Here is a 24,077-nt window from a genome sequence, read left to right as displayed (position 1 = left end):
GAAACCAGAACAGACTGGCGACTCTCGCTTGACCGCGAACATCCACGGCAGAGACGTGCGTGCCGACGACCTTCGCTTTTTGGCTGCCTTGGCCGACACGGGCCGCCCGATGACCGCCGCGAAGGTTCTCGGCGTCGACCACACCACGGTCTCGCGGCGCCTTCGTGCCTTGGAGAGCGCACTCGGTTCGCGCCTTTTCGACCGCGGCTACGAAGGGTGGGAGCTGACCGACACCGGTCGCGCCGTGGTGGAGCACGCCCGCGCTATCCAGAAGGCGGTGGACCTTGCGATCCGTGCCGCGGTCGGCGCCGAGGCCGACGCTCTCACCGGCACCGTCCGGATAACCGCTGCGGACGGTTTCGGAACCCTGTTCGTCGTTCCGGCCCTCGCCCGAGTACGGGCAAAACACCCGGGCCTGAACGTGGAACTCGTCACCGGTGCACGTGAACTCACGTTGCGCGAGTCGACCTTCGATCTCGGCATCACGCTTGGACAACCACCACCTGCCACGAGATTGGTCACCGAGAAAATATGTGATTACGATTTCGGGTTCTACGCGAGCGAGACGTACCTGGCGGAGCACGGCGATCCGGCCTCGATCGAGGACCTGGAGGAGCATCCGCTCATCTTCTTCGTCGATGCCATGCAGCGGGTGAGAGAGGTGGACTTGGACACTTACCTCCCGAACGCCGTGGTGCGGTTCAGCTCGACGAATATTTTCGCTCAGCTCGAAGCGACCAGGCGTGGTGTCGGGATAGCGCTGCTGCCGAAGTTCATGGCCATCACCGCGCCGGGCATACATCCCATCGCCGCTGCTGTGCCGCGCCCGCGGGTGCCGGTCATCCTGGCGTCGCGGCGAGAAGCATCAACTCGGCGGGAGGTGCGGGCGGTGCGCGAGGCGCTGCTGCAGGAGGTTCACCACCGGCAGGATGAGCTCGTTTGGCACGCAGACCCGCCGGCAGCCATGACCACGGACGCGTAAGCCAACGCCCCTCACCTCCACCGCCGGGGTGCCTGTTCGACCAGCAAGGTCGTCAACCGTAGACCGTCATGCGTTCCCGCCGACTGGCGCGAAGCGCTGCGGCTGCTCGCCCGGCGCAACCGGGCCGCGGTGCTGCACCACCCCTGGCTGTTGGCCACAGGCGACACCGGATGTCCGATTGGCCCGGCCTCACTCAAGCGCATGGACGAGACCGCGGCCGCGGTCCGCGGACTCGATGCCGACAGTGCGATGCGGCGCGCGCTCGTCCTCGCGGTCGACACCTTCACACTCGGCCATGTGCGGGCCGAGTTGTCCGGGGGAATTCACCGTCGCGTCGCCAAGGAGGCGGACGCAGCTCGCCGCAAGGCCGCTGCGGACTACGTTCAGACCCAGGTCGACGCCGGAAAGCTACCGCACCTCGCCGACACCGGTCTCCCCGAACCGCTGGGCGACGACGACTCGACGGCGAGCTTCGAACTCGGTCTCGGCTGGCTGCTTGCAGGGGCGGCCACTTCCCTGGCGAAATAGAATCGCGACCGTTCGCCCGCGGACTGTGTGCCGGGAGCTGGCGATGACCGCGAAGTCCGAGTGCTACCGGAACGCCGCGATGGTGACCTCGGTGAGAGTCCACCGACTGCTGGACCGTCGACGGCCACAGGGCGACGCTGACCACGACACGGGCCGGCCGGGTGACCAGGAAGGTGATCGTCTCGGCGATGTCCTCGGGCAGCAGGATCTGCGCATTCGCGCCGAACGACCCCTCGGACTGCTGCAGCACCTCCGGCCGGATCTGGGAGAACAGCTCGGTGCAGACCGGCCCCGGTTCGACCAGGGGTCATTGACCTGGTGCACGGCCGCGACGGCTTGGTCGGCCTGGGTGATGTCCGCCTCGACCAGTGCGGTGCCACCGGCGGCTGTCATGTTACTGGACGCCGTGCCGTTCAGCCTCTACAACCCGACGACTGGACTCCGCTGGAGCAGGTGCTGTTGATCGATCACCCGGCCGCTGCCGACGACGGGCTCGCGTCCTGGAGGCAGCACCCACCACGGTCTCGACGCTCGAAGTCGTCGCGGCCGCGCTCGACGCCGCGGCCGACGTCATCGGGCACGACCGCGAGCTCGCCCGGAAGCGGCACACGGTGATCATGGCCAATGCCGATCTCCGGGAGCGCGAGTTGATCAGGCTCGCCCACCTGCCGGCCGCGGTCGCCGACGGGCTTCGGCGGCGAGGTGTCGGCGACATCAACGCCGGCCTGGCCGCCGAGACGGCCTCCGCGGTGTACCGGGTCGCCTTCCAGCGATGGGTCGACGACGCCGTCGACCCATCGTTTGCCCAGCTGCGAAAACTGACCGCAGCCGGCTGATCCGCATGCTTTCCGACCGCATCAAAGCGACTCCGCGCACCGCAGCACCGAGGACGTCACCCCTGCGCGATGCCCTTCAATCCGTGGGCTCGAGGGCCGCTCGAAGGATCGCCCGCGCGGAACCGGCCAGTACCTCGGCGGCGCGTTCGCGGTCGAGCCCGCCGATGTCGGTGAGCCACACCAGCGACTCGATGCCGGTCGCGGATCGGATCGCGACGGCGGTTTCGCGGATGTCGACGTGCGGATGGGTCTCGGCCAGCGGCGCCAGCGCCTCCTCGATCCAGCGGATCGCCCGGCCGCCACGCAGGATCGGCTGAGCCGCTCCCGGCTCGAGGGACAGCCGCAGCTGTGCTCGCAGTTGCGGCTCCCAGCGCACCACAAAATCCAGGAACGACCGCATCACCAGATCGAGGCGCGGCTCCACGTCGGCCGGCGCATCGGCCGGCAGCAACCCGACGCCGTCCTCGATCTCCGGATAGGCGGCGAGCAGCAGGGCGCGCTGGTTCGGGAAGTAGCGGTACGCCGTGGTCCGCGAGATGCCTGCGATGGCGGCGGCGTCCTCGACGGCCGGCGACTCCCCCGCCGCGAGCAACTCGTGCGCGGCCGCCACCAGCGCGGCCCGGGTCCGGCCCTTCTGCCGCCGGCGGCCGGTGGACTCATATGGTACCTCCATGCCATCATGGTACTTCAGTGCCATAAGGAGGCAGTCATGGCCGACGACCCCACGGACACGAACCCCGAGCTGTACCGAGTCGCCTTCGAAAACGAACGGGTCCGGGTGCTCGAGTACCTCGACGGGCCAGGCGATCGGACCGCGCCGCACCGGCACCCGGACAGCGTGATGGTCACGCTCAGCTCGTTCCGGCGCAGGATCCGCGCCGGCGGCCGGGAAGTCAGCGTCGATCTGCCGGCAGGCGCCGTCCGGTGGCTCGACGGACAGGACCATTCAGGCGAGAACGTGGGCGACACCCCGACACACTCGTTGTTCATCGAGCTGAAGGAGCCTCGTCCCGACGGCTACGTCCCGGTCACCGCCTTGGGGCCTGCCGAACCATGAGGACGTCCTGGTGCGCGATCAAATGCGGCGGCAACCCGGCCTACGACAGGGAACGCCTCGTCCCGGTCCGCCCAGTGGCCTCCTCCAGCCCACCTTCCACGACCTCCGGGTCCTCCAGCGCAACGGTCGCTCGCACCGTCTTGCTGCCCGTCTCCGGGAGCGTGAAGTAGACGGCGAGGCAGACAGCGATGATCACGATCATGTAGAGAGCGACGTACCTGGGGTTCCCGGCGCCGACGAACGCGGCGGCGATCAGGGGGGCGGTGCCGCCGAAGATGGCGATCACCAGCTGGTGGGAGAAGCCGATGCCGGCCACCCGGACCGACGCCGGGAACAGCTCCGCCTGGATGGTCGGGTACACCGCCTGCCAGATGCCCAGGACGATCCAGCCTGATGCGGCCACCACGACGTAGACCCAGAAGCCCGGCCGGTCGAGGAGGAGCAGCAGCGGGTAGAAGAGCACGATCATGCCGACCGCACCCACGATGGGGAAGATCTTGCGCCGGCCGAGCCGGTCCGACAGCGCGCCGCAGATCGGCACGACGATGACCAGCAGGATGAGCCCGATGACACTGCCGACCAAGGTGGAGCCCTTGTCCCGGCCGCTGGTGAGCTGGGCGTAGGTGGGCAGGAAGGTGGCCCACGTGTAGTACGCCACGGCCGGCGCGGACAGTGCCGCCGTCTGCAGCAGGGCCTTCGGATGCTCACGGAGCAGAGCCAGCAGCCGCGCGGGTGCCGACTTCTTGTCGACGAGGGAGCTGGCCTCGAACTCGGAGGTCTCGTCGGCACGGGCCCGCAGGACGAGACCGACCACACCCAGGAGGCCGCCCACGAGGAAGGGGATGCGCCAGCCCCACGCCGCGAGCTCGTCCGGAGCGAAGGCCGAGGTGACGATCGCGGCGGCCCCGGTTGCCGCGAGGGTCGCCAAGCCGCTCGCCATGTTCGAGAAGGACCCGAACAGGCCCCTCCTGTTCGGCGGGGCGTGCTCGACCATGAACGAGATGGCGCTCTGCTGCTCACTGCCGGCCGAGATGCCCTGCAGGATCCGGGCCACCACGAAGAGAACGGGCGCCGCGTAGCCGATCACGTCGTACCCGGGGGTGACCGCGATGATCAGAGCGCCGAGCGCCATCCCGGACACGGACAAGGTGAGGACGGCCCGCCGGCCGTAGCGATCGGCCAGCGGCGAGACGATGATCCCGCTGAAGGGCCGGACCACGAACCCGATCGCGTACGTGAGCAGCGCCGCGATCAGCGAGGCGAACGCGGAGTGGCTCGGAAAGATCTGCGGGGCGAACACCGCGGCCAGCAACCCGTAGATGTACCAGTCGTACCACTCGACGAAGTGGCCGATCGTGCCCGCCACCAAGTTGACCGAGCGGCGAGGGCGAGCCAGCACTTCGGAGACCTCCGGAGGGCTTGAAGTCCCGGAGTCATCTGGTGAGTTCGTCGTCATTGAGAGCTCCTTGGTGGCTGCGGTGCCGTCCACAATGAGATCGGTTGCTGAGATCGGTTGCAGAGACCGTAAGGAGCATGCGAGTATTTGTCAATCACGCCTTGGATCAGAGGGGACACAGGTGTTCACCAAGCTTGCGACACTGCGCACGATCGACGAGTCGGGCGCAGTGCTCATCGTTCGGCTGCCCGACGCGGACAGCGCGGAACGCGTCGCGCACGCCGCGATCGAAGGCGGGTTCCGCGCCCTGGAAATCACGCTCTCCATCCCCGGGGCCGTCGACCTCATCCGACGGCTGGCCACCCGGTACGCACCGGACGGTGTCGCCGTGGGGGCCGGAACCGTCCTCGACGGCCACGCCGCGTACGAGTGCATCCGAGCCGGCGCGGCCTTCCTGGTCAGCCCACAGCTCAACCCGGAGATGATCCGCGTCGCCAACCGCTACCAGGTGCCGACGATCAGCGGGGCCTTCACCCCCACCGAGATCCTCGAGACGGCCGAGGCGGGCGCGGACATCGTCAAGCTGTTCCCGACCGAGAACGCGGGTATCCCCTACACCAGGGCCGTGCTCGCGCCGCTGGCGCACCTGCCGATCATGCCCGCCGGTGGGGTGACTGCCGAGAACGTCGAGGAGTGGTTCGCCGCAGGAGTGGCGGGCGTCGGTGTGGGCAGTGCCGTCACCAAGGCGTGGCAGCCCGACGGCGACTTCACCCGGGTGACCGCCGCCGCCCGCGACTTCCTGATGGCGGTGCGGGACGCGCGCCGATGAACGCGCCGACCCTGCACATCGTCATCGGCACGGCGGGCTCCGGCAAGTCGACGATCGCCCAGCGCCTCGCCCGGCAGCACGGCGCCGCGTACCTCGACAAGGACGCGATGAGCGCGCGGTTCGTCGAGGCCGCCCTGGTGTCGGCCGGGTACGACCCCGGCGACCGCGAGGCCAACGCGTTCTACCGCGACGACATCCTGCCCCTCGAGTACGACTCGCTGCTCGACGTCGCCGGGGCCAACCTCCGCCTCGGTCGTCCCGTGGTGGTCGACGCACCCTTCAGCCCCTACCTGTCCGACCCCACCTTCATCACCACGGCCGCGGAGCGCTTCGGCTGGCCGCCGATCGCCGTGGAGGTGATACGGGTCCGCGTCTCCCCGAGAACGCTGCAGGACCGGCTGCGCAAGCGTGGCCTCGAACGCGACCGGGCCAAGCTCGCCCATTGGGACGAGTACTGGGCCGCGCACGGCGGGTTCCGGTGCGCGTGGACCGGCGTACGGCTGTCAGAGCTCTCCAACGACGCTCAGGAGGTCCGATGATCAGCGGAACGACCACACTCATCGCGCACCTGGGCCACCCCACGCACACGTTCAAGTCGTCGCTGATCTGCAACCCCTGGTTCGAGAAGAACGGCATCAACACCGTCGTCGTCCCGATGGGGATCAAGGCCGGCGACTACCCGGACTTCTTCCGATCGATCTTCACCCTCACCAACATCCGCGGCGCACTGGTCACCATGCCGCACAAGGTCACCACCTTGGAACTGGTGGACGAGATCAGCCCGACCGCCGCGATCGCCGGCGCGACGAACGCCGTCCTGCGGCGGGAGGACGGGTCGCTCCTCGCCGACCAGTTCGACGGCGCCGGCTTCGTCCGCGGCATGCTGCGCAAGGGGTTCGACCCGTCCGAAAAACGCGCGCTGGTCGTCGGCAACGGCGGGGTCGGTTCTTCGATCGCCGCATCACTGGCCGGCCTCGGCCTGGCCGAGATCGGCTTGTTCGATCCCGACGCAACCGCATCCGAAGCGCTCTCCCAGCGCATCGGCCTGCACTACTCGGACGTGAAGGTCGTGACGGGCTCGAAGGATCCCGAGGGCTACGACCTGATCGTGAACGCCAGCCCCATCGGAATGAACGACGGCGATCCTCTGCCGGTCGAGGTCGACCGCGTCGCCCCCGGTTCGTATGTCGGAGATGTGGTGCTCAGAACCGACATGACGCCGTTCCTGCAAGCAGCCGAGGACAAGGGCTGCACGATCCAGGTCGGCAGCGACATGTTGTTCGAGCTGATCCCCGCCTACCTGGAGTTCTTCGGCTTCGAAGACGCCACCCCCGACGAGCTACGCGCTGCTGCGCAGCGACCGTGACGATCGTCCCTGTCAATCCCCGGCTACAGGAGTGTGCGCAATGCGCGTTTTGGTCAGTGGCGGAAGTAGCGGCATCGGCGCGGCTACCTGCGTGAGGCTCGCCGAGGCGGCTCTTGCCCGGGGCAAGCAGCCGCAGATCGCGGTGTGCGGACACAAATTGACCACCAGCCAAGAGGAAATTATCCGTTCGATTCAGTCACTGGGCGGCACTGCTATCGCGTTGGCGGGCGACCTCGGCGATCCCGACGTGCCCGGTCAACTTGTAGAAGCCGCGGTAGCCGAATTCGGCGGCCTGGACGGGCTGGTGGCGAATGCCGGGATCGCCAGCCCCGGCGCACTCTGCGACTTGTCCGTCGAGGACTGGGACGACATGTTCTCCGTCAACCTCCGCGGCGCGTGGCTTCTGGCCAAAGCGAGCTACGCGCATCTGAAGCGCAGTCGCGGTTCGGCTTGTTTCACCTCGTCTATGTCCGGTCAGCTGCCACATGCCGGATCAGGTGCTTACAGCCCCAGCAAGGCCGCTTTGACGATGCTGGCCCAGACGCTCGCTTTGGAGTGGGCGCCCGAAGGTATTCGCGTGAACGTGGTATCCCCGGGCATGACGCACACGCCGATGACCGAGAAAATGTATGCCGACCCGCAGATCAAGCAAGAAAGGGAAGAGATCATTCCACTGTCACGAATCGGGGAACCCACGGATATCGCAAATGTGATCGAGTTTCTGGTAGGTCCGCTGTCGGGCTATGTCACTGGGCAGGACATCTGCGTCGATGGCGGCTTCTCCAAGTCAATTCTCAGCCATATTCCTGGTCGGCCAAGCTCCAGCTAGGCCGCCGCCTCACGGTTGACGTGGGCGAGGAAGGTGAGGGTCCGGTCGATCTGATCGCCCGATCCGAACGGCACGGCGATGAATTCCGTGGCGCCGGCGTCAGCGTAGCTGTGGAGTTGCTGTTCCACCTCGTGTTCGTCGCCGACCACCACGACGTCCGCCGGTCCACGCACGCCTTCCCGATCGAACAACGCTCGGTAACTCGGCACCAGGCCGGCTCTGCCGAAATGTGTGCTGATCCAGGCCCTTGCCTGGTCCGGGTGGTCAGTGACGGCGATGGGCAGGTTGACCACAATTCGCGGCGAGGGCTTCCCGGCAACCTCAGCTGCCGCAGTGATCCGTGGCACCACATGGGCTCCGATCGTTCGTGGGCCGGTCCACACGGCGACGGTTCCGTCGGCGAGTTCACCGGCGATGCGCAGCATGACCGGGCCGAGGGCGGCGAGGAGCACGGACGGCGGTCGCGCGCCGGGCGTGTGCGTCTGTCCTCTGACCTGGTAGATCTCGCCGTCGAATTCGACCGTCTCGCCGTGCAGGAGGGGCATGAGAACGCCGAGGTACTCGCGGGTGTGCCGGGCCGGGCGCTCGAACCGCAGTCCGAACACCGATTCGATACGTTGCCGGTGGCCGGGCCCGATGCCGAGGGTGAGGCGGTTGCCGACGGCTGCCTGCACGCTCAGGGCCTGGCTTGCCAGCGTCAGCGGGTGGCGCGGGTAGGTGGTCACGACGGCCGTCCCGAGCGGCAACCCGGGCACGGCGAGCCCGGCGACCGCCGCGGCGGTGAGCGCGTCGGCGGTGTGCCGCTCGGCCCACCATGCGCCACCCAGCCCCAGTTCCGCGGCGCGGCGAACCTCGTCCACGATGTCGGCCATCGTCTTGGGCCCATCGATTTCAAGGCCGACATTCGTTCCTATGCGCACGGCACACTCCGAGAGAAATCCTTGTCGGTCGATGAAGTCACGACGCCACGGCGACCAGGGCGCGATGGTGCTTCGGGGTCTCGATCTCGTCGATCAGGGCCACGGCGAGGTCGGCGTAGGAGAACGGTGCCGAATCCTCCTCCGTGGACAGAACCCGGGTGCCACCCGCCCGGTACCGGCCGGTGCGCGCCGCTTCGTTGTCCAAGACGACGGGCGGCGGGGCCACCACCACCCAATCGATGTCGGTGTCCGCTCCGTGCAGCACCGCGAGCCCGGCCGCGTGCCCGAGGGAGAAAGCCCTGCCCTCCGCCGGGAAACCCTGGGCGTCGTGCACCGCGACACCGGGCGCGGTCTCCAGCACCGTACCGATTCCGATCGCGACCAGCCGCCCGGCACCGGCCCGCGCCAGCCCGTCCAGCAGCGCGCGGGCGGCGGCCGGGAAGAAGGTTTCCGCCGGCATGTCAAGCCGCACCGCGGCATTGACGGCCGCGTCGTGGCCTGCGGCGACCTCGGCCACACTGTCCGGCAGGGTAACGTCGCCGGCTACGACGGCTATCCCGGCACCGGCCAGGTCCGGGTGCCGCGCTGGGTCGCGCACGACAGCGGTGACCTGGTGGCCCCGGGCCGTGGCCTCGGCCACCGCGTGGCGTCCCGCCCGGCCACCGGCACCGAAAACGACGATCTTGCTCACTGCGATCACTCCGTTCGGCCTGGCAGGGATTCGATCACCTGCCGATGCCGCGAACGCTACGTGGCAAGACCTTGGTTTCCGCAACGATAGCTACGTACAGTGGGCAGTGTGAGTGAGCCGCTGGACCCCGACATGTTCGCCGACTGCGCCCCCGTCGCGGCGCCGATGCGCATCGGTGACAAGTGGACCGCCAAGATCATCACGTGTTTGCGAGCAGGGCCTCGCCGGTTCTCCGAGCTGCAGGTGCCGCTGCGGGGCATCACACCCAAGGTGCTCACCGAATCACTGCGGGCGCTGGAGCGGGACGGGATGATCACGCGCACCGCCTACCCTGAGATCCCACCCGGGTCGAGTACGAACTGACCCCACTGGGCCACACCCTCTTCGAGCCGATGGCCGCCCAATGCGCCTGGACCCGCGAACACCTCCCGGAGCTGCTCGCTGCCCGCGGCGCCCACGAAAACACCGCCCGCTGAACCAGTCGGTTGCCGGAGCTCGTGCGATTTCGACGCCGACGACAACACCAAGCGTTGCCAGGTCAGTCTTCCGATCCCGCGGCGCCGGCCACGAGCGCCGCAAGCCACCGCCCCTGGTCCGTTACTTTTCGGGGCTTCCCAGCAGGGAGTTGTGGTCACCAGGTCCGGCATGACTGACGCCGGACAGACTCTACCAACCCGGAGTCAGGTTCCTAATTTCCAGCCTTTATTTCCGAGGTCACGCATTGCTTGATCGAACTCATGCAGGGTGTTCTCTTCGCGAATCACCTCGAGAACAACATTACTTACTCCGCAGGTTGCTTCGACGGCGTCGCCCAGCCCTTCGAAATCCACCACTCCAGTGCCGATCGGATCATGACCCCACGTTTCCAAACCTGTGTCAGAAATATGCACAAGTGCAATAGATTCTTGATACGAGAGCAAGCCCGCTACGGGATCCTCTTCTATGTAGGCAGCATTGGCAACGTCGTACACGATCTTGAGCGCATCATCGTTGACGGTACTGACGATACCCGCCAGATCCCGGACGGCAGGAGTGAAGCAATAGGGAGTATTTTCCAGAAGGAGCCGCGTGCCAGCCTGCTTGGCCAGCGGAATCAGATCACCCAGACTCTCATACATCCATCCATACGCTTTTTCGAGTGAAGGCGAAATCATCGGGCGTCGCGTACCGGGAGATATCACGACTTCAGGGACATCCCAAGCTACCGCCAAGTCGATCACCGACTTGATGTGGTCGATACTTTTGCGGCGCATGTTCGCGCCAGGGCTCGCCAGATTGATGTCATATCCACCGGCATTGAGCGACCTGATCCTCGCGCCGTAATCACTGAGCCTTGCCTTCATGGCCGAGCGCTCCGAGCTGGACATTTCATCCGGCCAGCAATGCGGAGAGCTGATCGGAACTTCGAAAGTCGAATATCCATTGTCGACCAACTCCGCGATTGCATCAATCGCCGTAGAAGACCATAGATACGAAAACGTGTTGATGATCACGTCGAACATCCCTCACTTCTTGGCGTGGCTGCTCCAGACCCGTCCGGGTTGCTCTTCGGTGGGGAGCCCGGCGGCGGCGAGGATGCGATCGAGGAGGAGCTGGGTCTTCACCGCGTCGGCCCCGGACGTCAGGGGCTCGCCGCGGTCCCGGACACGGTCCAGGAAGTGGTGAACCGCCCCGGCGAAGCCGAACGTCTGCGTCGCCGTCGCCCAGCCGAAGGCCTCGGGCGACATCTCGCGCACGGTCGTCCCGTCGGGCCGGCTGATCGAGATCCGGTCGGGTGCGGTGACATTCGCGCTCGCCCCGCCTCCGTAGGCGTCGAGCTTCTCGCTCCAGCCGCCGGCGTCGCGGGCCCCCACGAGCACGCCGGAGTGACCGTTGTCGAACCGGACGAGCGCGGCCACGCCGTCCTCCTGCCAGCGGTCCTCACCGGCCGCGTGCGCGCTGACGTCGACCGGCTCGCCCCCGCAGTACCAGCGCAGCAGGTCGACCATGTGGATCGCGTTCTCGAAGGTGGCGCGGTACTCGGAGCCTGCCCGGTTCTTCTGGGCGACGCAGAAGCTCGCGCCGCTCTCCCCGAAAGCCGCGCGACCGGCCTCGTACACCGGTGCGAAGCGGCGGTTGAACCCGACCATGAGCACCCGTTCCCGCACGGCGGCCAGCTCGGCGAGGGACTGTGCGTCGGACGCGCTCGTCGCCAGCGGCTTCTCGCAGAAGACGTCGACGCCGGCCTCCAGCGCGAGGCGCGTCGCGTGGACGTGCTCCGACCGGGGTGTGAGGACGAACAACGCGTCCAGTTCCTCCGCCTCGAGCAACGCCTCGACCGTCGGGTAGGCGCGGCGGAAACCCCAGCGCCGCATCAGGGGCTGCGGGTCATCCTTGCGGGTGACCAGGCCCCGCAGCTCCACGTCGTCGCGCGCGACGAGGGTCGGGAGCTGGGCGATGCTCGCGATGTTGCCGGCGCCCGCCACACCGATGCGCAGCACGTCTCCCCTCGTCACGCGGGCACCACCGTGGCGAGCATCCTGCGGAGCGCGAGCGCGGAGTCCTTGAAGCCGATCGCGGGGTCGGGCAGGTCCTGAGGATGCCACCGGTACTCGTACTCGAGTGAGAGCACGTCGTCGTAACCACGGCGCACGAGCTCCTCGAGGATGTCGGGCCACGGCACGACGCCCGTTCCGACGACCCGGGACCGGACAGCGCGTTCCTCGGCCTTGACCCGGGCGGTGTCCGAGGCCCGGAAGGGCGCCTCCGGGTCCTTGAAGACCAGGTCCTTCACGTGCACGTGGCCGACGAGCTCGCCCTGGACGGCAAGGGCCTCCTGCCAGGTCTCGTCATGGGTGAAGGTCAGGTTGGCCTGGTCGTACAGGACGCGGACGGAGGGAGAGCCGACCTCGCTGACGAGACGGGCGGTATCGGCCGCGGTCTGCGTCATGGTGCCGAAGTGGTTCTCGACGCAGAGCACGACGCCCGCGTCCGCGGCCTCGGGCGCGAGGACGGTCAGCGCGCTCCGCAGCCGCTCCCAGTGCCGGGCGTGCTCGGTGTCCCCCGGGTGCCAGGCGCCGGCGTACACCCGGACGCGGGTCGCACCGACGGTGTGCGCGGCCTCGAGGCATGCGCGGAATTCGTCGATCCCCCGCTGCCGGCTCGCCGCGTCGACGCTGTTGATGGAGGTCGTGTACGGGGTGAGCGCGACGATCGGGACACCTTCGGCGTCGGCGATCGCGGCGGCCTGCCGCGCGGACCGCGGGTCCGACGGGCTGATGGCCGCCGGGTAGTCGTCCTGGTAGATGACCTCGGCGGCGTCGAGACCTGCCGTGCCGAAGAGGCGCAGCGCTTCGGCGAGGTCACGGCCCGGGGTTCCCAGCGTGTGTCCGGCGATGATCATGAGAGAGGGGCGCTCCTTCTTGGCGGGCGGGTCCAGTCCGCCGGGCCGACGAGGTTCGGGGGGTGCTGCACCCGGGACCGGTCCACGAGCTCCATCAGCAGGCCCCAGGGGGTGACGAAGTACGTCCACCGGTTGCCGGCCACGAGGGGGCTGTCGGGACCGACTTCCTTGCGGCCACCGAGGACCCGGACGTTCGGGATCGCGGCGAGGTGGGCGATCGCCGCGTCGACGTCGTCGACGACGAAGCACAGGTGATGACCGCCCCGGTCGCTGTGGCGAGGGTGCTGGGTCCGCTGGTCCGCGGACTGCCACTCGAAGAGCTCGACGTTCAGGTTCGGCGGGAGCCGCAGCATGGCGAGTTCGAGGACAGCGTCCGGCGGAACGTCGAAGTGCGCCGGCATGAACGACGGGTCGGGACCGCGCTGGGAACGGTAAAGCTCCTCCGCCCCGAGGACGTCGACGAAGAAGCGCACCGCCTCGTCCAGGTCGGGGACCGTGTACGCGGCATGGTCAACGTGACGGAGCCCGGGCAGCAGCCGGCCGGTCACCGGACCGGCCTGGTCGAGGAGCGGACGAGGAGCTGCGGCTGGAGCACCACGTGCTCGACCGGGCCGCCGTTCGCCGCCTGCTCGGCGAGCCGGATCGCGATGCGGCCTATCTCCCCGATGGGTTGCTGCACCGACGTCAGCGGCGGGTTGCTGCGGGCGCCGAGCGCCAGACCGTCGAAGCCCACCACCGAGACGTCGCCGGGGACCGACATCCCCCGCGAGCCGAGCGAGCTGATGAGCCCGAAGGCGACCAGGTCGTTGCCCGCGATGACGGCCGTCGGCCGCTCACGCAGGCTCACGAACTCTTCAGCGGCACGTTCGCCGGCGTCGACGCCGATCTCGCTGCTGTCGAGCTCGATCGGCGTCATCCCGTGCTTCTCCGCCAACGTCCGGTAAGCCTGGCGCCGGTCCGCGGCGGTGTGCGTCCCCGCGATCCCCGAGACGTAGGCGATGGAGGTGTGCCCGAGCTCGGACAAGTGGTCCAACGCGAGCGCGATCCCGGTCGCGCTGTCGACGGTCACCGTGGACGTCTGATCGCCGGACTCGACCCGGTCGATGACGACCAGCCGCTTTCCGAAGCCCGAGGACTCGAACTCGGCGGGAAGGACCCGGGTGTAGGGCGCGATCACCGCGAACGGCGCGTACATCGCCTGCATGGCGTCGAGGTACCGGGCCGTGGCGTCCGCCTCGTTCTCCGTCACGCACAGCACCAGCTGGTAGCCACGCTCCCCCGCGGCGGCCGTCATGGCCTTGGCGAGCTCGGCGAAGTACGGGTTGGTGATGTCGGGGACGACCAGCGGCACGAGGGTGCTGACCTTGGTTCGGAGCGCCTGGGCGAGCGGGCTCATCCGGTAGCCCATGGCGGCCGCCACCTGGCGGACGTGGTCCAGGGTCTCCCGCTTGACGGCCTCGGGGCGGGAGAACGCCCGAGAGACCGTCGACCTGTGGACCCCGGCTGCCGCCGCGACCTCGTCAATGCTGGGTGTGGACACCGGTTCTCTCCTGTCGGCCGTGCGCGTACGCGTCCCAGATGACCGCCATCGTGCTCTCGAGATCGCTGATCCGCGGGAGCTCCACGAAATCACGTCTCAGCTGCGCGGCCACCTGGTCGACGAACAATCCGTACAACGGGTCGCTGTCCACGTTGATGAGTGCGGTCTCCGTGACGCCGTCGACGGAGGTGAACGACGCGTTCCCGTCGGACCAGATGGTCGCGGTCCCCGCGGCGCCGATCCGCATGAAGGAGCAGTGCCGCTTGAGCGGCGACCCTGGGAACGCATATCCCACCTCGATGGTGGCGATCCGCCCGTCGGCCGTGGTCAGCGTCATCGAAGCGTAGTCCTCGACGCTGCGGCGGTGCAGCGTCGACGACAGGGCTGCCGTCACCGCCGCTTCCTCCGCCCCGGCCGAGCGGAGGAAGAGATCCACGAAGTGCGGAGCGAGGTTGACCATGCACCCGCCGCCCGCGCGCTCGACGTCGACCATCCACGGACTGCCGCCGACGAGGTAGCGGTCGGGCGGGCCCGCGATGAACTGCACGCTCTCGTACACCGAGCGGCCGGCTCTCGCCAGCCAGCGGTCGGCCGGGCCTCCCCGCTGCACGAGCGGCACGGCGATCGGTACCCCGGCAGCGTCCGCGGCCGCGCGGACGTCGACCAGATCCTGCAACGACACCCCGGCCGGCTTCTCCACGACGAGCGGGATGCGCCGGGCGACGAGAGCGAGGCAGACCTCGCGCATCACATCGTGCGGGACGAAGACGTACGCCAGCTCGGCGTCCCCGTGAGCCGCGAGCACTTCTTCCCAGGACGGGTAGAGAGGCGCGCCCCAGAGACGCGCAAGGTGCTCCGTGCGCGCCGGGTCAGGATCGCTGACCCCCACGACGTCGTGCTGCTCGGCGATCCGGTCCGCACACAGGGGCACATGCCAGTGCGACGCACCGAGGATGATCGTCCTGGCCTTCTTCATGCCTGCGCACCACTGCGGCTGGATATCCCCTCGGGGAACCGGCCGAGAGCCCGGTCATCTGCGGCTGCGTGCGATGGCTCGGGCAGCGCGTCGCGACGTACGCAGCGGGCGTGCAGATCGCCAGGGCCGGTGATCACGAACCCCCCAATGAGATCGGTTGCTGAGATCGGTTGCAGAAAAGTTAACGGAGGACCACCTACGTGTCAACCACGGATCGATCCGACACGGGCCGCAAACCTGCCGGAGAACGTCGGAGGGGCTGGAACAGCAGCACCGTCCGCCGGGCGTACTTCGGGCTCAGCGTGTCCCCGGACCAGCTGCCGGCGGCGACCGTCATGGCCACGGTCGCCAAGGCGCACGCAGACCTCGACATTCTGGTGGACATGTCACAGATGACCGCGACGGAGCGACCACCGACGTCGAGCGCATCACCGGGAAGCGGCCACTGACCGTCGAGGAGTTCGTCGCAGTCCGCAAGGACTTCCACCTCGGCTGACTGCCGCAGGAATCTCAAGTGGTGGCCCATCACCGAAGCCGCAGTCGGTCGCGTCGACCGACTCGGCGACGACGTACCCGGCGTACGACGTGACCAGCGAAATCACCAGGACCGGGTCCTCGCTGCGCCACCAGCACCTGGGCGGGTGTGCTGGACCCACTGGGCGCGTCGAGTAGCTGGAAGATCACGACTATTCGGACTCAAGCGCCATTGTGGACGATCGCCGGATGTCGGTGGTCAGCGGTGGCGCACTGGGCTTCGCCAGGCCCGCTTCGCCGAAGTGCACGTTCAAGATCGAGCAAAGGTTGCCGTTCTCGGGAACCCTTCGGGCAGGGGTAAAACGTTTCGGGGCGCTTGACGCCATCCAGCCACCGCTGGCACGGTCGGCCTGACAAGAGTGTCTCACCCGGCTGGGACAGCAGAGATGATGATTCCGGCGCTCTTGGCAACTGGGGTTGTTTTATGGGGGAAGGCGGAAGACTGCATGGCGAGGAACGAAGGCCGAAGTGACCGTGCCTCGCAGGCGCCGTCGATGACGAGCTGTTCGCCTGCAGCGGTTGCGTGACCTGGCGGAGGAATCCGCAGGAGTCCCGCCGGCAACGCCGTTCGCACCGAAACGGATTTCTTCGGCGGCGAAGAAATAATCCGCATGATCCGCCAATCGGCGAGATTCTTCAGCGAGGAATCGTTCATGCGGTGGCGCCGAACCGCAGCGGATAAGCCGGTCTTTGTCGTGCGAGTACCGGTCCGCTGCCGGTCGGCGCCGAAGTAGTTCGACTGCGGCAGGGTCCTCTGCGGCAGCAAAAAATCGAAGAAGGTGGAATTTCGTAGTGAATCTGAGAACCCGAGTTCTTGCCATTGTCACGTTCACGCTGTCCGCGGTCGTGGCCGTGGTCGCACCGGCGCCGGCTGCCACGGCCCAGACCGTGGAAGTCGCCGCGCCCGCCGGGAGCGGCCTGCCGGCATATGTTGCCGTCATCAAGCCGGTCACCGCGGAACGGCTCGCGTCCAGCTGGCACGAGGGCTGCCCGGTCGGGCCCGATCAGCTGCGGCTGGTCAGCCTGAACTTCGTCGGCTTCGACGGTGCGGTGCACCGGGGCGAACTGGTCGTCAACGCCGATCGCGCCACCGAGGTCGCCCGCGTCTTCGCCGACCTGTACTTCGGCCGGTTCCCCATCGAGCGGATGGAGACCGTGGAGAAGTACAACTCCGACGACGACGCGTCCATGGCGGCCAACAACACCTCGGCGTTCAACTGCCGGGCGATCACCGGCGGCACCGCCTGGTCCAACCACTCCTACGGGCGCGCCATCGACATCAACACCGTGCAGAACCCCTACATCTCCGGCAGTGGCACGGTTTACCCGCCCAACGGCGCGCCGTACGCCGACCGCACGCAGACCGCGCCCGGCATGATCCACGCGGGTGACCGCACCGAGCAGGCGTTCACCACCCGCGGCTGGACCTGGGGCGGCTCGTGGGACACCCCGATCGACTACCAGCACTTCGAGAAGCCCTGACACGCGAAACCCGGTAACCATCCGGATCGCTTTGCTGCAGCGGACAATGTGAAACAAATACAGCTCGCCCAGATTTCTCTGCGCGAGCGTGAGAATGGGAGCCATACGATGCGCAACAAGATCGCGGCCTTGGTCGCGACGACTGCTTTTGTCGCCGGCGGCACACTCCTGACTGCGACGTCGGCGTCGGCCACTGTGGACCCTCCCGGCGGCAGCTGGGACCACACGTGGAAGACCACGGACGCCAACAAGGGTGGCACTGTCTACGTCGAAGAAAACGGCGACGTCGTGTCCGTCTGCGACTCGTTCGCCGACGGACTTGCCGCCCGGGCGCGTGTCTCCGTCCAACAGAGTTCGGGCGCCTACTACGAGCGTTACACGCTCGTCGCCTCCGGTGGATTGGGATCTTGCGCCACGGCCAGGGCTTCTGATGGCGGCACGCACGACCTCCCGGAACACGTGAGCATCGGCGTCACGGTCTACCTGGGTCCGGACTTCCAGCACGCGAGCGACCACTATTACCTCAACGATCACTAGGTTTCTCGTGTCCTGGCTTCGCGTGCTGAGCCGAAACCTGCCTGACTAGGGGTGTAGTGCCGCCGAAGCCGAACCCGCTTCGGTGGTCCTGTTCGGACGGCCCGGTTGAGGGATCCCCACCGGGCCGTCCGCGCATCCGCCTGTGCTCGGCAATCACCCAAAGTTACGGGCAACGCCCTCCGAGCGGACGCCGTATAGGGGGTGACGAACTGAAAGGGGTGCCGGGTGCATGATCGGGACCGGGAGTTCCGGGCGTACTTCGAGGCGCGGGCGGCCGTGGTGCGACGGACCGCTTTCCTGCTGTGCGGTGACTGGCACAGGGCCGAGGACCTGGCGCAGATCGCGCTGGCCAAGGTCTACCAGCACTGGGGACGGCTGGACCGCAACGGGCAGGTTGACGCGTACGTGCGCAAGACGCTCGTGCGGACCCTCATCGACGAATCACGGTGGCGGAAGCGACGGCCGGAGACGGTCGTCGACGTCGTGCCCGAGATCGCCGAGGCGGTGACGGGCCTCGAGGAGGCCATGGACGTCCGGCACGCGCTGGCGGCGCTGCCGCCGAAGCAGCGGGCCGCGGTCGTGCTGCGGTACTGGGAAGACCTGCCGGTCGCGGAGACGGCGGCGGCGTTGGGGTGCAGCGAAGGAACGGTGAAGAGCCAGGTGTCCAAGGGCTTGGGAGCGTTGCGGCGAACACTGGCCGCGCGGCGGACCGTGTTGCAGGAGGGCTCGTGAGCGAGGAGGTGCGGGACATGATCGGGTCGGCGCTCGCGGACGAACCGGCGCTCGGACTGGAGTTCGACCAGGTCGTCGCGGACGGGCGCAGGCGGCAGACCCGGCGGCGGGTGCGCGCGCTGACGGCGACGGCGGCAGGGATCGTCTCGGTCGTCGCGGCGGCCACGGCACTGACCGGGCTGCTGGACCGCACGCCCGCCCAGCCCGCCGGCTCGCAGTCCACAACACCGCCGGTGTCGGCCACCGCCGCGCCGACGGATCCGGGGTGCGTGCTGCCCGCCATGTCGGGCGGCTACCCCGACCAGCCCCGCGGCACCGCGAGCCCGGCGGAGCTGAGCGAATCCGGTCGGCTGACCGAGGCGTTCCGGAAGATCGCCCTGCCCCTGCCCGCCGGGGTCGAGGCGAGCCCGCTGAAGCTGTGCGTGATCCGGGACAGCTGGGGCGGCAGCTTCACGCTCACCGGTGACCGGACGGTCTTCGTCTACCTCCGGTCGCGCGGTGGCCAGCCGCCGGGCGAGTGCGTGACCCACCAGGGCACCGAGTGCTCGGTCCGGGCCCTCCCGGACGGCTCGACCGCGCGCGTCACCGTGACCTCGATGGACGCGACGTTGGTCGACGTCGAGGTGTGGCGCGCGGACGGCACGTACGTGCGGGTGGCGGAGACCGGCGGCGACGGATCGAAGAACCGAGTGCTCGGCGACGACGCGCTGCTCGCCATCGCGACGGCGCCGCAGCTCAAGGTCGAGCTGAGCGGTCCGCCGGTGCCCGCGGCGCCGTCCGACCGGCGTGCGGCCGAACTGGACACGGTGATCGCCACGGCCCTGCCCGCCGGCATGAGCGCCAAGCCGACACCGGGCTCCGACCGCGGCTGGCGGTTCCGGGTCAGCCAAGGTGGCTACAAGGCCTACGCCAACCTCACCGACTCCGAGGGCACGGGCTGGGCGATGGTGTACCTCGAGTCACCGTCCGACGGCGCGGTCACCTGCGGCGACCAGCCGGGCTGCGAGCCGATCGACCTGGCCGGCGGGCGCAAGGGCACGTTGACCACCACTCAGCAGCCGGGCAACGTGACCGTCATGGCGCTCAACGCCAAGGCCGCGGACGGCACGGGGATCACCGTCCACACCTCCAACGCCGCGCAGACGGGCGCCGACACCCGGACCCGCCCCACCCCGTCGTTGTCCAAAGCGGACCTGGTGCGGATCGCCGAACTGCCCGGCCTGCACTGGTGACACGTCCCCGGGGGAGCCCACAGCTCCCCCGGGGACCAGGGCGCTGCGCTGCCGACCGACCGCGGCGGTCTGTCACCGATCAATGTGGAGCACAGCCACGGTTTCGTGACCGCTCCGGCTAACGGACGAGCGCCGTCAAGGCTTGGCGGAGGTCCGCCGGATGGCGGATCCAGAGGTCCGCCGCTGTGCCCTCGGGGGACGTGAGCGTCAAGCAGCCCTGGCCTCCCGGGCCCCAAAGCGGAATGACCTCCGTTGTCCACGACCGGTCGAACGTCAGTGGACCGACGCCACGGTTGCGGTCTGCTTTTCGCGGCTCCCAGCACAACTCGCCGTCTCGGAGGGACAGCCGGCCCAGCAGCTCGCCCACCTCGTCGGCGCGGCGCGCGTGGCGGCCCGGCGCCTTGGCTCCGAGGAGCTGGGCGACCTGCACCGGCAGCTGAGCCGGCCACGACGGAGACTCCCCCGCGGCGCGTCGTCGGCGCTCCGCGCGGGCGTCCCGCCACACGATCAACGAGAACACCACGTACACCAGCGCGAGGAGGCCGAGCAGGCCGGCCGCCGCCGGGACCCAGCCGGTCTTGAGGCCCAGCAGCGCCGTCAACGCCGTGAGGTAACCGGCGCCGAGCAGCGCGCGGGTGCGCCGCCGGCGTTCGCGGTCCCGGCCGTATCCGGTCATGCACACGTCCGATCGGTTCGTGTCAGCAGACGATCGCCCGCCCGCCGTAAGGAGAATACGTGCGCGGCGCAGGCGCGGCGCAGCCTGGGCGATGCCTTGCAGCTCGCCGCCGTCGACGCGGCCCAGATGAAGATGAACGCCGGGATCCGTGGGAGCCGGAGGGTGAGACTCCCTCCGGCCACCCGACAGGGCACCTTCTCTCTTCCGGAACGGCAGCCGGACCTAGACCGTGACCGAGGTCGCCGCGACGTCAGCCTTCTCCCGCCGCCGGGACAGCGGTGCGAGCGTTCGCTGGATGATGAAGAACTCCGCGACCATCACGTTGCCCAGCAGCGCCAGCCAGGTGCTCACGGTGTAGACGTCCTTGTAGGGCAACCAGTCGACCGAGTTCATCAACGCCAGCAGCGGTAGTTGATAGAGCCGCAGGGTTACCGCGGCGAAGGTGAGCGTGTAGTTGCGGATCATCCAGATGCGGTGCAGCTGCACCTCGCGCCGCCGGATCGTCCGGTAGGCCTGCCACGCGGTGTAGAGCCAGGCGACGATGAGGACGAAGAATGCCACCTGCACCGGGAAACCGCTCTTGGTCACCGCGGCCGAGTACACCGCGACCAGCGCCGCGATGACGACAGTGATCAGATAGACGCGGCCCATCACCCGGTGCAGCCGGGGGAACCGGGCCCGTAGTCGCGGCACGAACTGCCACGGCCCGACGATCAGGGCGAGGCCGGCAGGCACCCCGTGGATGACCAGGCTCGTGTAATACCCGGGAGTTATCCGGTCGAGATTCGGGATGGTCGTGCCGCCGACCAGGTACGGGGGCACAAAGTAGCCGGCGATGGCCAGGGCCAGCACGGTGAGGAGCCCCCAGAGGAACCACCACCAGCGCCGGCGAACGTTACGTGACATGGTCGCTGTGGACATGCGTTACTCCCAATCGATCGATGGGAGCGAGGCTCCCACCCTGGGCTCGATCTTGAACCCCGGTCGGGCCCGGCGCCTCGGCATTGGTTGCCTAGATTGCGCGCGTAGGCATTCGTGTCGTTCGGCAGTTGGCGCCGGATCTTCTTCCCGGAAATGGGTTGCCTCTGCGCAGGGACGACCAACCGGAACGCCTGCCACAGCAGGTCCACCTGCGGTGGTGGTGCGCCAGCGCGAGATGACCACAACCACACCGGTTTCGGGTCTCCATCGCCGGGCAGGCGGGCGACGACACACCTCGCGTCGACGGGCGCGATCACGACCCGGAGCCCACCACGCCGGTCGAGGCTGAGGACGAACGGCGTGAGAGCGGTGATCACCGCGTACACGGCCACGAACCACAACGGTTGCAGGAACAGCACCACGGTGGTCCGCGCGGAGTCGCTCATCACCCTGGGAACGGTCACCGACGCCGCCGGCGGTCCTGACAGACGCGTTGTGGGGCGGTGGCCGGCACGACGCCGGGCACCGCCCCGCTGTCCGAACCGCCGACGTCTACAGTGGACATCAGCTCGCCCAACGCGCTGCGCAGCAGCCATTTTCCCCGGCGGGCGTCCGACGTCGCACCGCTTGAGTCACTCCTGGATCAGGATGACCTTGCCCGCGACGGTGCGGGACTCGGCGAGCTCCATCGCCTTGGACGCCTCGCTGAGCGGGAACGTCGCGGCGATCTGCGCGGTGATCACACCATCGGCGAGCAGACCCAGCACCGCGGTGAGGTCCTCGCTCAGCCGCTTGCGGAACGTCTCCTGCCGCTTCTCGCCGGCCCAGAAGTTGTAGAAGCGGGCGCTCCGGCTGTTCGGTGAGAGGTGCCACGTCCAGAGCTGAGCGAACAGGCTCATGAAGACGGCCTGCGTCGAGCCCGTGTCGTTCTTCAAGGCGGCCGTCCCGTAAGAGACCAGCGTCCCGCCCTTGCGGACCAGCTGCCACGACTTCTTCAGCCCGTCGCCGCCGACGTGGTCGAAGACAGCGTCCACACCGTCCGGCGCGAGGGACTTGATCCGGCGGTACATGTCCGGGCTGCGGGAGTCGACCGGGATCGCCTCGAGCTTCTCCAGCAGCGGGTGGTGCCGCTCCGACGCGGTGCCGATGACCCGGATGCCGGCGTGCCGGCCCAGCTGCACGAGCGTGGACCCGACACCGCCGTTGGCGCCCAGCACCACGATCGTCTGTCCGGCCTTGACGTCGGCCACGCGGAACAGCATCCGGTACGCGGTGACGCCGTTGACCGCGACCGTCTCGGCCTCGGCCGGGTCCACGCCGTCCGGCACCGGCACGAGGGCGGCCGCGTCGACCAGCACGTGGGTGGCCCAGCCGCCGACCTTCGTGATCACGGCGAACCGGCGGCCGGCGAGCGTGCCGTCCACCCCGTCGCCGGTGGCCGTCACGGTGCCCACCGCGTCGTAACCGGGCACGAACGGGAACGGCGGCTGGTCGAAGTACCGGCCGAGGCGCATTTGCTGTTCCGCGAACGAGATGCCGGTGGCCTCGACCCGCAGGACGACCTGCCCCGGCCCGGGCGGCGGCAGCTCGCGTACGCGAGTCTGCAGGCCGCTCGGGTCGACGATGCCGGGGAGAACGATCTCGGTCACCTGGTTCGTGCCGGTTCCAGTCACAACTTGCTCCTCTGAGGTCTCGGCCGATCCTGGCCGCGCGTCGGCAGGGGCGGCATCGGTAGCAGTTGCCTATTCCGGCGAGTGATCCGACGAGTAAGGCGTGGTCACACCCTGGTACGTGAGGTGCAGGATCATGCCGTTCGCGCCGTGCCGGAAGTTGTGGCAGTGGTCCATCCAGACGCCGGGGTTGTCCGCGAGGAACTCGACCTCGTAGACCTCGCCGGTGCCGATGTTCAGCGTGTCGGTGAACCACGGGCTGCCGGTGACGGGATCGCCGTTGCGCGACAACACCCGTACGCGGTGGCCGTGCAGGTGGAACGGGTGCTCGACGGTGCTGCGGCTGGCGATCCGCATCTTCACCCGGTCGCCGCGCGAGACCTCGAGCGCGGGCACCGCGGGGTACAGGCGGCCGTTGATGAGGCTGCTGACGTAGCCGAAGGTCCCCCGGCTGAACCCGAACCCGTCGTCCAGCCGCAGGTCGAACGTCTTGTCGTGCTCGCCGAGCAGCGGCGCCGAGCCGGACCCGTAGGTCAACGGGTCGAACCGCTCGCCGCCGCCGGCAGTGACCGGCCCCGCTCCGCCGCCGGGGCTGAAGGTGAGCGTGGCGTTCGGTTCGCCGGCGACGCCGACGGTCACCGCACCGTTCGGCATCGTGAAGGTGACGTCGTAGCGGCCGCCGGCCGCCAGGAGCAGTTCGGTTCCCGGCTCGAGCGGGGTGGCGCCCTGGATCGTGGTGCCGTCGATCGCCGCGACCCGGAACGGCGCCCCGGCCACCTGGATGCTGCGCGGCTCTTCGGAGCTGTTGACCATGCGGACGCGGACGTTCCGTCCGGCCGGAGCGTCCTGGCGGGCGGGCTGGTCGTCGCGGTCGAGGGCGACGACGTCGCCGCCGGGGGCGGGCCACGCGTGGGTGAACACGGTGCGCTCGAGCCCGTCGAACGGCGTCGGCTCCTCGACG

General features: G+C 68.6%; 28 protein-coding genes and 2 pseudogenes. 14 read left to right on the top strand and 16 right to left on the bottom strand.

From position 1 onward, the window contains the following. The first annotated feature begins 28 nt into the window (after positions 1 to 28). The 3 genes and pseudogenes from ACIA5G_RS45890 (at position 29) to ACIA5G_RS45880 (ending at position 1,973) form a co-directional block, all read left to right on the top strand. The gene (locus ACIA5G_RS45890) at positions 29 to 982 is read left to right on the top strand and encodes a LysR family transcriptional regulator (protein WP_395935371.1); all 954 of its coding nucleotides are present in this window, start codon (positions 29 to 31) and stop codon (positions 980 to 982) included. 90 nt (positions 983 to 1,072) lie between these two features. Next, positions 1,073 to 1,510 (top strand): annotated as a pseudogene (locus ACIA5G_RS45885) (TetR/AcrR family transcriptional regulator C-terminal domain-containing protein); the annotation flags it as partial. 43 nt (positions 1,511 to 1,553) lie between these two features. Next, a complete protein-coding gene (locus ACIA5G_RS45880; protein WP_395935369.1) occupies positions 1,554 to 1,973 on the top strand; it encodes a hypothetical protein in 420 nt (139 codons plus the stop codon). Between the two features lie 4 nt (positions 1,974 to 1,977). On the opposite strand, the gene ACIA5G_RS45875 is transcribed toward ACIA5G_RS45880, so the two are convergent. Next, positions 1,978 to 2,118 carry a hypothetical protein gene (locus ACIA5G_RS45875; protein ID WP_395935367.1) on the bottom strand — a complete coding sequence of 47 codons (141 nt, stop codon included), beginning with the start codon at positions 2,116 to 2,118 and terminating at the stop codon, positions 1,978 to 1,980. 9 nt (positions 2,119 to 2,127) lie between these two features. Here ACIA5G_RS45875 and ACIA5G_RS45870 point away from each other — a divergent pair, with 9 nt between their 5' ends. Continuing rightward, a complete protein-coding gene (locus tag ACIA5G_RS45870) occupies positions 2,128 to 2,346 on the top strand; it encodes a hypothetical protein (RefSeq protein WP_395935365.1) in 219 nt (72 codons plus the stop codon). 76 nt (positions 2,347 to 2,422) lie between these two features. Here ACIA5G_RS45870 and ACIA5G_RS45865 read toward each other — a convergent pair whose 3' ends face one another. Continuing rightward, positions 2,423 to 3,019, bottom strand: coding sequence for a TetR/AcrR family transcriptional regulator (locus ACIA5G_RS45865; protein ID WP_395935363.1), 597 nt, complete (start codon positions 3,017 to 3,019; stop codon positions 2,423 to 2,425). Between the two features lie 36 nt (positions 3,020 to 3,055). On the opposite strand from ACIA5G_RS45865, the gene ACIA5G_RS45860 reads away from it, so the two are divergent. Beyond that, complete coding sequence (locus ACIA5G_RS45860; RefSeq protein WP_395935361.1) at positions 3,056 to 3,403, top strand: cupin domain-containing protein; 348 nt, start codon at positions 3,056 to 3,058, stop codon at positions 3,401 to 3,403. A 40-nt stretch (positions 3,404 to 3,443) separates the two neighbouring features. Here ACIA5G_RS45860 and ACIA5G_RS45855 read toward each other — a convergent pair whose 3' ends face one another. Next, on the bottom strand, positions 3,444 to 4,802 hold the full coding sequence (locus ACIA5G_RS45855; protein ID WP_395935359.1) for an MFS transporter: 1,359 nt from the start codon (positions 4,800 to 4,802) through the stop codon (positions 3,444 to 3,446). 178 nt (positions 4,803 to 4,980) lie between these two features. Between ACIA5G_RS45855 and ACIA5G_RS45850 the strand changes: the two genes are divergently transcribed. Genes ACIA5G_RS45850 through ACIA5G_RS45835 form a run of 4 tightly spaced genes read left to right on the top strand, consistent with a single transcriptional unit; the run spans position 4,981 to position 7,823 of the window. After that, a complete protein-coding gene (locus ACIA5G_RS45850; RefSeq protein WP_395935357.1) occupies positions 4,981 to 5,628 on the top strand; it encodes a bifunctional 4-hydroxy-2-oxoglutarate aldolase/2-dehydro-3-deoxy-phosphogluconate aldolase in 648 nt (215 codons plus the stop codon). Then, positions 5,625 to 6,167, top strand: coding sequence for an AAA family ATPase (locus ACIA5G_RS45845; RefSeq protein ID WP_395935355.1), 543 nt, complete (start codon positions 5,625 to 5,627; stop codon positions 6,165 to 6,167). Before ACIA5G_RS45850 ends, ACIA5G_RS45845 begins: the two co-directional genes overlap by 4 nt. Further along, positions 6,164 to 6,994 carry a shikimate dehydrogenase family protein gene (locus ACIA5G_RS45840; RefSeq protein WP_395935353.1) on the top strand — a complete coding sequence of 277 codons (831 nt, stop codon included), beginning with the start codon at positions 6,164 to 6,166 and terminating at the stop codon, positions 6,992 to 6,994. Before ACIA5G_RS45845 ends, ACIA5G_RS45840 begins: the two co-directional genes overlap by 4 nt. Before the next feature lie 40 nt (positions 6,995 to 7,034). Further along, the gene (locus ACIA5G_RS45835) at positions 7,035 to 7,823 is read left to right on the top strand and encodes an SDR family NAD(P)-dependent oxidoreductase (RefSeq protein WP_395935351.1); all 789 of its coding nucleotides are present in this window, start codon (positions 7,035 to 7,037) and stop codon (positions 7,821 to 7,823) included. Here ACIA5G_RS45835 and ACIA5G_RS45830 read toward each other — a convergent pair. Together ACIA5G_RS45830 and ACIA5G_RS45825 are read right to left on the bottom strand one after the other, a co-directional pair. Continuing rightward, positions 7,820 to 8,743, bottom strand: a complete 924-nt coding sequence (locus ACIA5G_RS45830) for a TIGR03564 family F420-dependent LLM class oxidoreductase (protein ID WP_395935349.1) — start codon at positions 8,741 to 8,743, stop codon at positions 7,820 to 7,822. The two genes, ACIA5G_RS45835 and ACIA5G_RS45830, sit on opposite strands and share 4 nt — an antisense overlap. 37 nt (positions 8,744 to 8,780) lie before the next feature. Then, on the bottom strand, positions 8,781 to 9,434 hold the full coding sequence (locus ACIA5G_RS45825; protein ID WP_395935347.1) for an NAD(P)-dependent oxidoreductase: 654 nt from the start codon (positions 9,432 to 9,434) through the stop codon (positions 8,781 to 8,783). 132 nt (positions 9,435 to 9,566) lie between these two features. Between ACIA5G_RS45825 and ACIA5G_RS45820 the strand changes: the two are divergent. Further along, positions 9,567 to 9,910: pseudogene (locus ACIA5G_RS45820) on the top strand (winged helix-turn-helix transcriptional regulator). 204 nt (positions 9,911 to 10,114) lie between these two features. Here the strand turns inward: ACIA5G_RS45820 and ACIA5G_RS45815 are convergent. From ACIA5G_RS45815 to ACIA5G_RS45785, 7 genes are all read right to left on the bottom strand, one after another. Beyond that, complete coding sequence (locus ACIA5G_RS45815) at positions 10,115 to 10,936, bottom strand: sugar phosphate isomerase/epimerase family protein (protein WP_395935345.1); 822 nt, start codon at positions 10,934 to 10,936, stop codon at positions 10,115 to 10,117. A gap of 3 nt (positions 10,937 to 10,939) precedes the next feature. Continuing rightward, complete coding sequence (locus tag ACIA5G_RS45810) at positions 10,940 to 11,929, bottom strand: Gfo/Idh/MocA family protein (RefSeq protein WP_395935343.1); 990 nt, start codon at positions 11,927 to 11,929, stop codon at positions 10,940 to 10,942. Continuing rightward, positions 11,926 to 12,816, bottom strand: a complete 891-nt coding sequence (locus ACIA5G_RS45805; RefSeq protein WP_395935341.1) for a sugar phosphate isomerase/epimerase family protein — start codon at positions 12,814 to 12,816, stop codon at positions 11,926 to 11,928. The genes ACIA5G_RS45810 and ACIA5G_RS45805 overlap by 4 nt, the downstream gene beginning before the upstream one ends. Further along, complete coding sequence (locus ACIA5G_RS45800; RefSeq protein ID WP_395935340.1) at positions 12,813 to 13,364, bottom strand: VOC family protein; 552 nt, start codon at positions 13,362 to 13,364, stop codon at positions 12,813 to 12,815. Before ACIA5G_RS45800 ends, ACIA5G_RS45805 begins: the two co-directional genes overlap by 4 nt. Beyond that, the gene (locus tag ACIA5G_RS45795) at positions 13,361 to 14,356 is read right to left on the bottom strand and encodes a LacI family DNA-binding transcriptional regulator (protein ID WP_395935338.1); all 996 of its coding nucleotides are present in this window, start codon (positions 14,354 to 14,356) and stop codon (positions 13,361 to 13,363) included. Before ACIA5G_RS45795 ends, ACIA5G_RS45800 begins: the two co-directional genes overlap by 4 nt. Further along, positions 14,337 to 15,332 (bottom strand): Gfo/Idh/MocA family protein, encoded by a 996-nt coding sequence (locus ACIA5G_RS45790; protein ID WP_395935336.1) that lies wholly within the window; start codon positions 15,330 to 15,332, stop codon positions 14,337 to 14,339. Before ACIA5G_RS45790 ends, ACIA5G_RS45795 begins: the two co-directional genes overlap by 20 nt. 898 nt (positions 15,333 to 16,230) lie before the next feature. Next, positions 16,231 to 16,521 (bottom strand): hypothetical protein, encoded by a 291-nt coding sequence (locus ACIA5G_RS45785; RefSeq protein ID WP_395935334.1) that lies wholly within the window; start codon positions 16,519 to 16,521, stop codon positions 16,231 to 16,233. Positions 16,522 to 16,658: 137 nt separating this feature from the next. On the opposite strand from ACIA5G_RS45785, the gene ACIA5G_RS45780 reads away from it, so the two are divergent. The 4 genes from ACIA5G_RS45780 to ACIA5G_RS45765 all read left to right on the top strand — a co-directional run bounded on the left by ACIA5G_RS45780 (position 16,659) and on the right by ACIA5G_RS45765 (position 19,849). Beyond that, positions 16,659 to 17,348, top strand: a complete 690-nt coding sequence (locus ACIA5G_RS45780; RefSeq protein ID WP_395935332.1) for a M15 family metallopeptidase — start codon at positions 16,659 to 16,661, stop codon at positions 17,346 to 17,348. A 108-nt stretch (positions 17,349 to 17,456) separates the two neighbouring features. Continuing rightward, positions 17,457 to 17,885: a hypothetical protein gene (locus tag ACIA5G_RS45775; protein ID WP_395935330.1), complete on the top strand. Its 429-nt coding sequence runs from the start codon at positions 17,457 to 17,459 to the stop codon at positions 17,883 to 17,885. Positions 17,886 to 18,110: 225 nt separating this feature from the next. Beyond that, positions 18,111 to 18,617, top strand: a complete 507-nt coding sequence (locus ACIA5G_RS45770; RefSeq protein WP_395935328.1) for a SigE family RNA polymerase sigma factor — start codon at positions 18,111 to 18,113, stop codon at positions 18,615 to 18,617. Next, a complete protein-coding gene (locus ACIA5G_RS45765; protein ID WP_395935326.1) occupies positions 18,614 to 19,849 on the top strand; it encodes a hypothetical protein in 1,236 nt (411 codons plus the stop codon). The genes ACIA5G_RS45770 and ACIA5G_RS45765 overlap by 4 nt, the downstream gene beginning before the upstream one ends. A 118-nt stretch (positions 19,850 to 19,967) precedes the next feature. Here ACIA5G_RS45765 and ACIA5G_RS45760 read toward each other — a convergent pair whose 3' ends face one another. From ACIA5G_RS45760 to ACIA5G_RS45745, 4 genes are all read right to left on the bottom strand, one after another. Next, positions 19,968 to 20,525: a hypothetical protein gene (locus tag ACIA5G_RS45760; protein ID WP_395935325.1), complete on the bottom strand. Its 558-nt coding sequence runs from the start codon at positions 20,523 to 20,525 to the stop codon at positions 19,968 to 19,970. A 222-nt stretch (positions 20,526 to 20,747) separates the two neighbouring features. Then, a complete protein-coding gene (locus tag ACIA5G_RS45755; protein ID WP_395935323.1) occupies positions 20,748 to 21,446 on the bottom strand; it encodes a DUF2306 domain-containing protein in 699 nt (232 codons plus the stop codon). 632 nt (positions 21,447 to 22,078) lie between these two features. Next, on the bottom strand, positions 22,079 to 23,119 hold the full coding sequence (locus ACIA5G_RS45750; protein ID WP_395935321.1) for a medium chain dehydrogenase/reductase family protein: 1,041 nt from the start codon (positions 23,117 to 23,119) through the stop codon (positions 22,079 to 22,081). Between the two features lie 69 nt (positions 23,120 to 23,188). Continuing rightward, positions 23,189 to 23,770: a multicopper oxidase domain-containing protein gene (locus ACIA5G_RS45745; protein ID WP_395935458.1), complete on the bottom strand. Its 582-nt coding sequence runs from the start codon at positions 23,768 to 23,770 to the stop codon at positions 23,189 to 23,191. Positions 23,771 to 24,077: the final 307 nt, after the last annotated feature.

Origin of the sequence: Amycolatopsis sp. NPDC051758 (genome assembly GCF_044453095.1) — a bacterium.
Lineage (GTDB): Bacteria > Actinomycetota > Actinomycetes > Mycobacteriales > Pseudonocardiaceae > Amycolatopsis.
This window is presented reverse-complemented; position numbering and strand designations above follow the sequence as displayed.

What these genes read in the sequence shown, in the direction of transcription:
- ACIA5G_RS45880 (WP_395935369.1), top strand. Translation starts at nt 1,554, where the DNA reads ATGACCGCGAAGTCCGAGTGCTACCGGAACGCCGCGATGGTGACCTCG.
- ACIA5G_RS45870 (WP_395935365.1), top strand. Translation starts at nt 2,128, where the DNA reads ATGGCCAATGCCGATCTCCGGGAGCGCGAGTTGATCAGGCTCGCCCAC.
- ACIA5G_RS45865 (WP_395935363.1), bottom strand. Translation starts at nt 3,019, where the DNA reads ATGGAGGTACCATATGAGTCCACCGGCCGCCGGCGGCAGAAGGGCCGG.
- ACIA5G_RS45860 (WP_395935361.1), top strand. Translation starts at nt 3,056, where the DNA reads ATGGCCGACGACCCCACGGACACGAACCCCGAGCTGTACCGAGTCGCC.
- ACIA5G_RS45845 (WP_395935355.1), top strand. Translation starts at nt 5,625, where the DNA reads ATGAACGCGCCGACCCTGCACATCGTCATCGGCACGGCGGGCTCCGGC.
- ACIA5G_RS45840 (WP_395935353.1), top strand. Translation starts at nt 6,164, where the DNA reads ATGATCAGCGGAACGACCACACTCATCGCGCACCTGGGCCACCCCACG.
- ACIA5G_RS45835 (WP_395935351.1), top strand. Translation starts at nt 7,035, where the DNA reads ATGCGCGTTTTGGTCAGTGGCGGAAGTAGCGGCATCGGCGCGGCTACC.
- ACIA5G_RS45815 (WP_395935345.1), bottom strand. Translation starts at nt 10,936, where the DNA reads ATGTTCGACGTGATCATCAACACGTTTTCGTATCTATGGTCTTCTACG.
- ACIA5G_RS45805 (WP_395935341.1), bottom strand. Translation starts at nt 12,816, where the DNA reads ATGATCATCGCCGGACACACGCTGGGAACCCCGGGCCGTGACCTCGCC.
- ACIA5G_RS45790 (WP_395935336.1), bottom strand. Translation starts at nt 15,332, where the DNA reads ATGAAGAAGGCCAGGACGATCATCCTCGGTGCGTCGCACTGGCATGTG.
- ACIA5G_RS45785 (WP_395935334.1), bottom strand. Translation starts at nt 16,521, where the DNA reads ATGAACGATTCCTCGCTGAAGAATCTCGCCGATTGGCGGATCATGCGG.
- ACIA5G_RS45775 (WP_395935330.1), top strand. Translation starts at nt 17,457, where the DNA reads ATGCGCAACAAGATCGCGGCCTTGGTCGCGACGACTGCTTTTGTCGCC.
- ACIA5G_RS45760 (WP_395935325.1), bottom strand. Translation starts at nt 20,525, where the DNA reads ATGACCGGATACGGCCGGGACCGCGAACGCCGGCGGCGCACCCGCGCG.
- ACIA5G_RS45755 (WP_395935323.1), bottom strand. Translation starts at nt 21,446, where the DNA reads ATGTCCACAGCGACCATGTCACGTAACGTTCGCCGGCGCTGGTGGTGG.
- ACIA5G_RS45745 (WP_395935458.1), bottom strand. Translation starts at nt 23,770, where the DNA reads ATGCCGAACGGTGCGGTGACCGTCGGCGTCGCCGGCGAACCGAACGCC.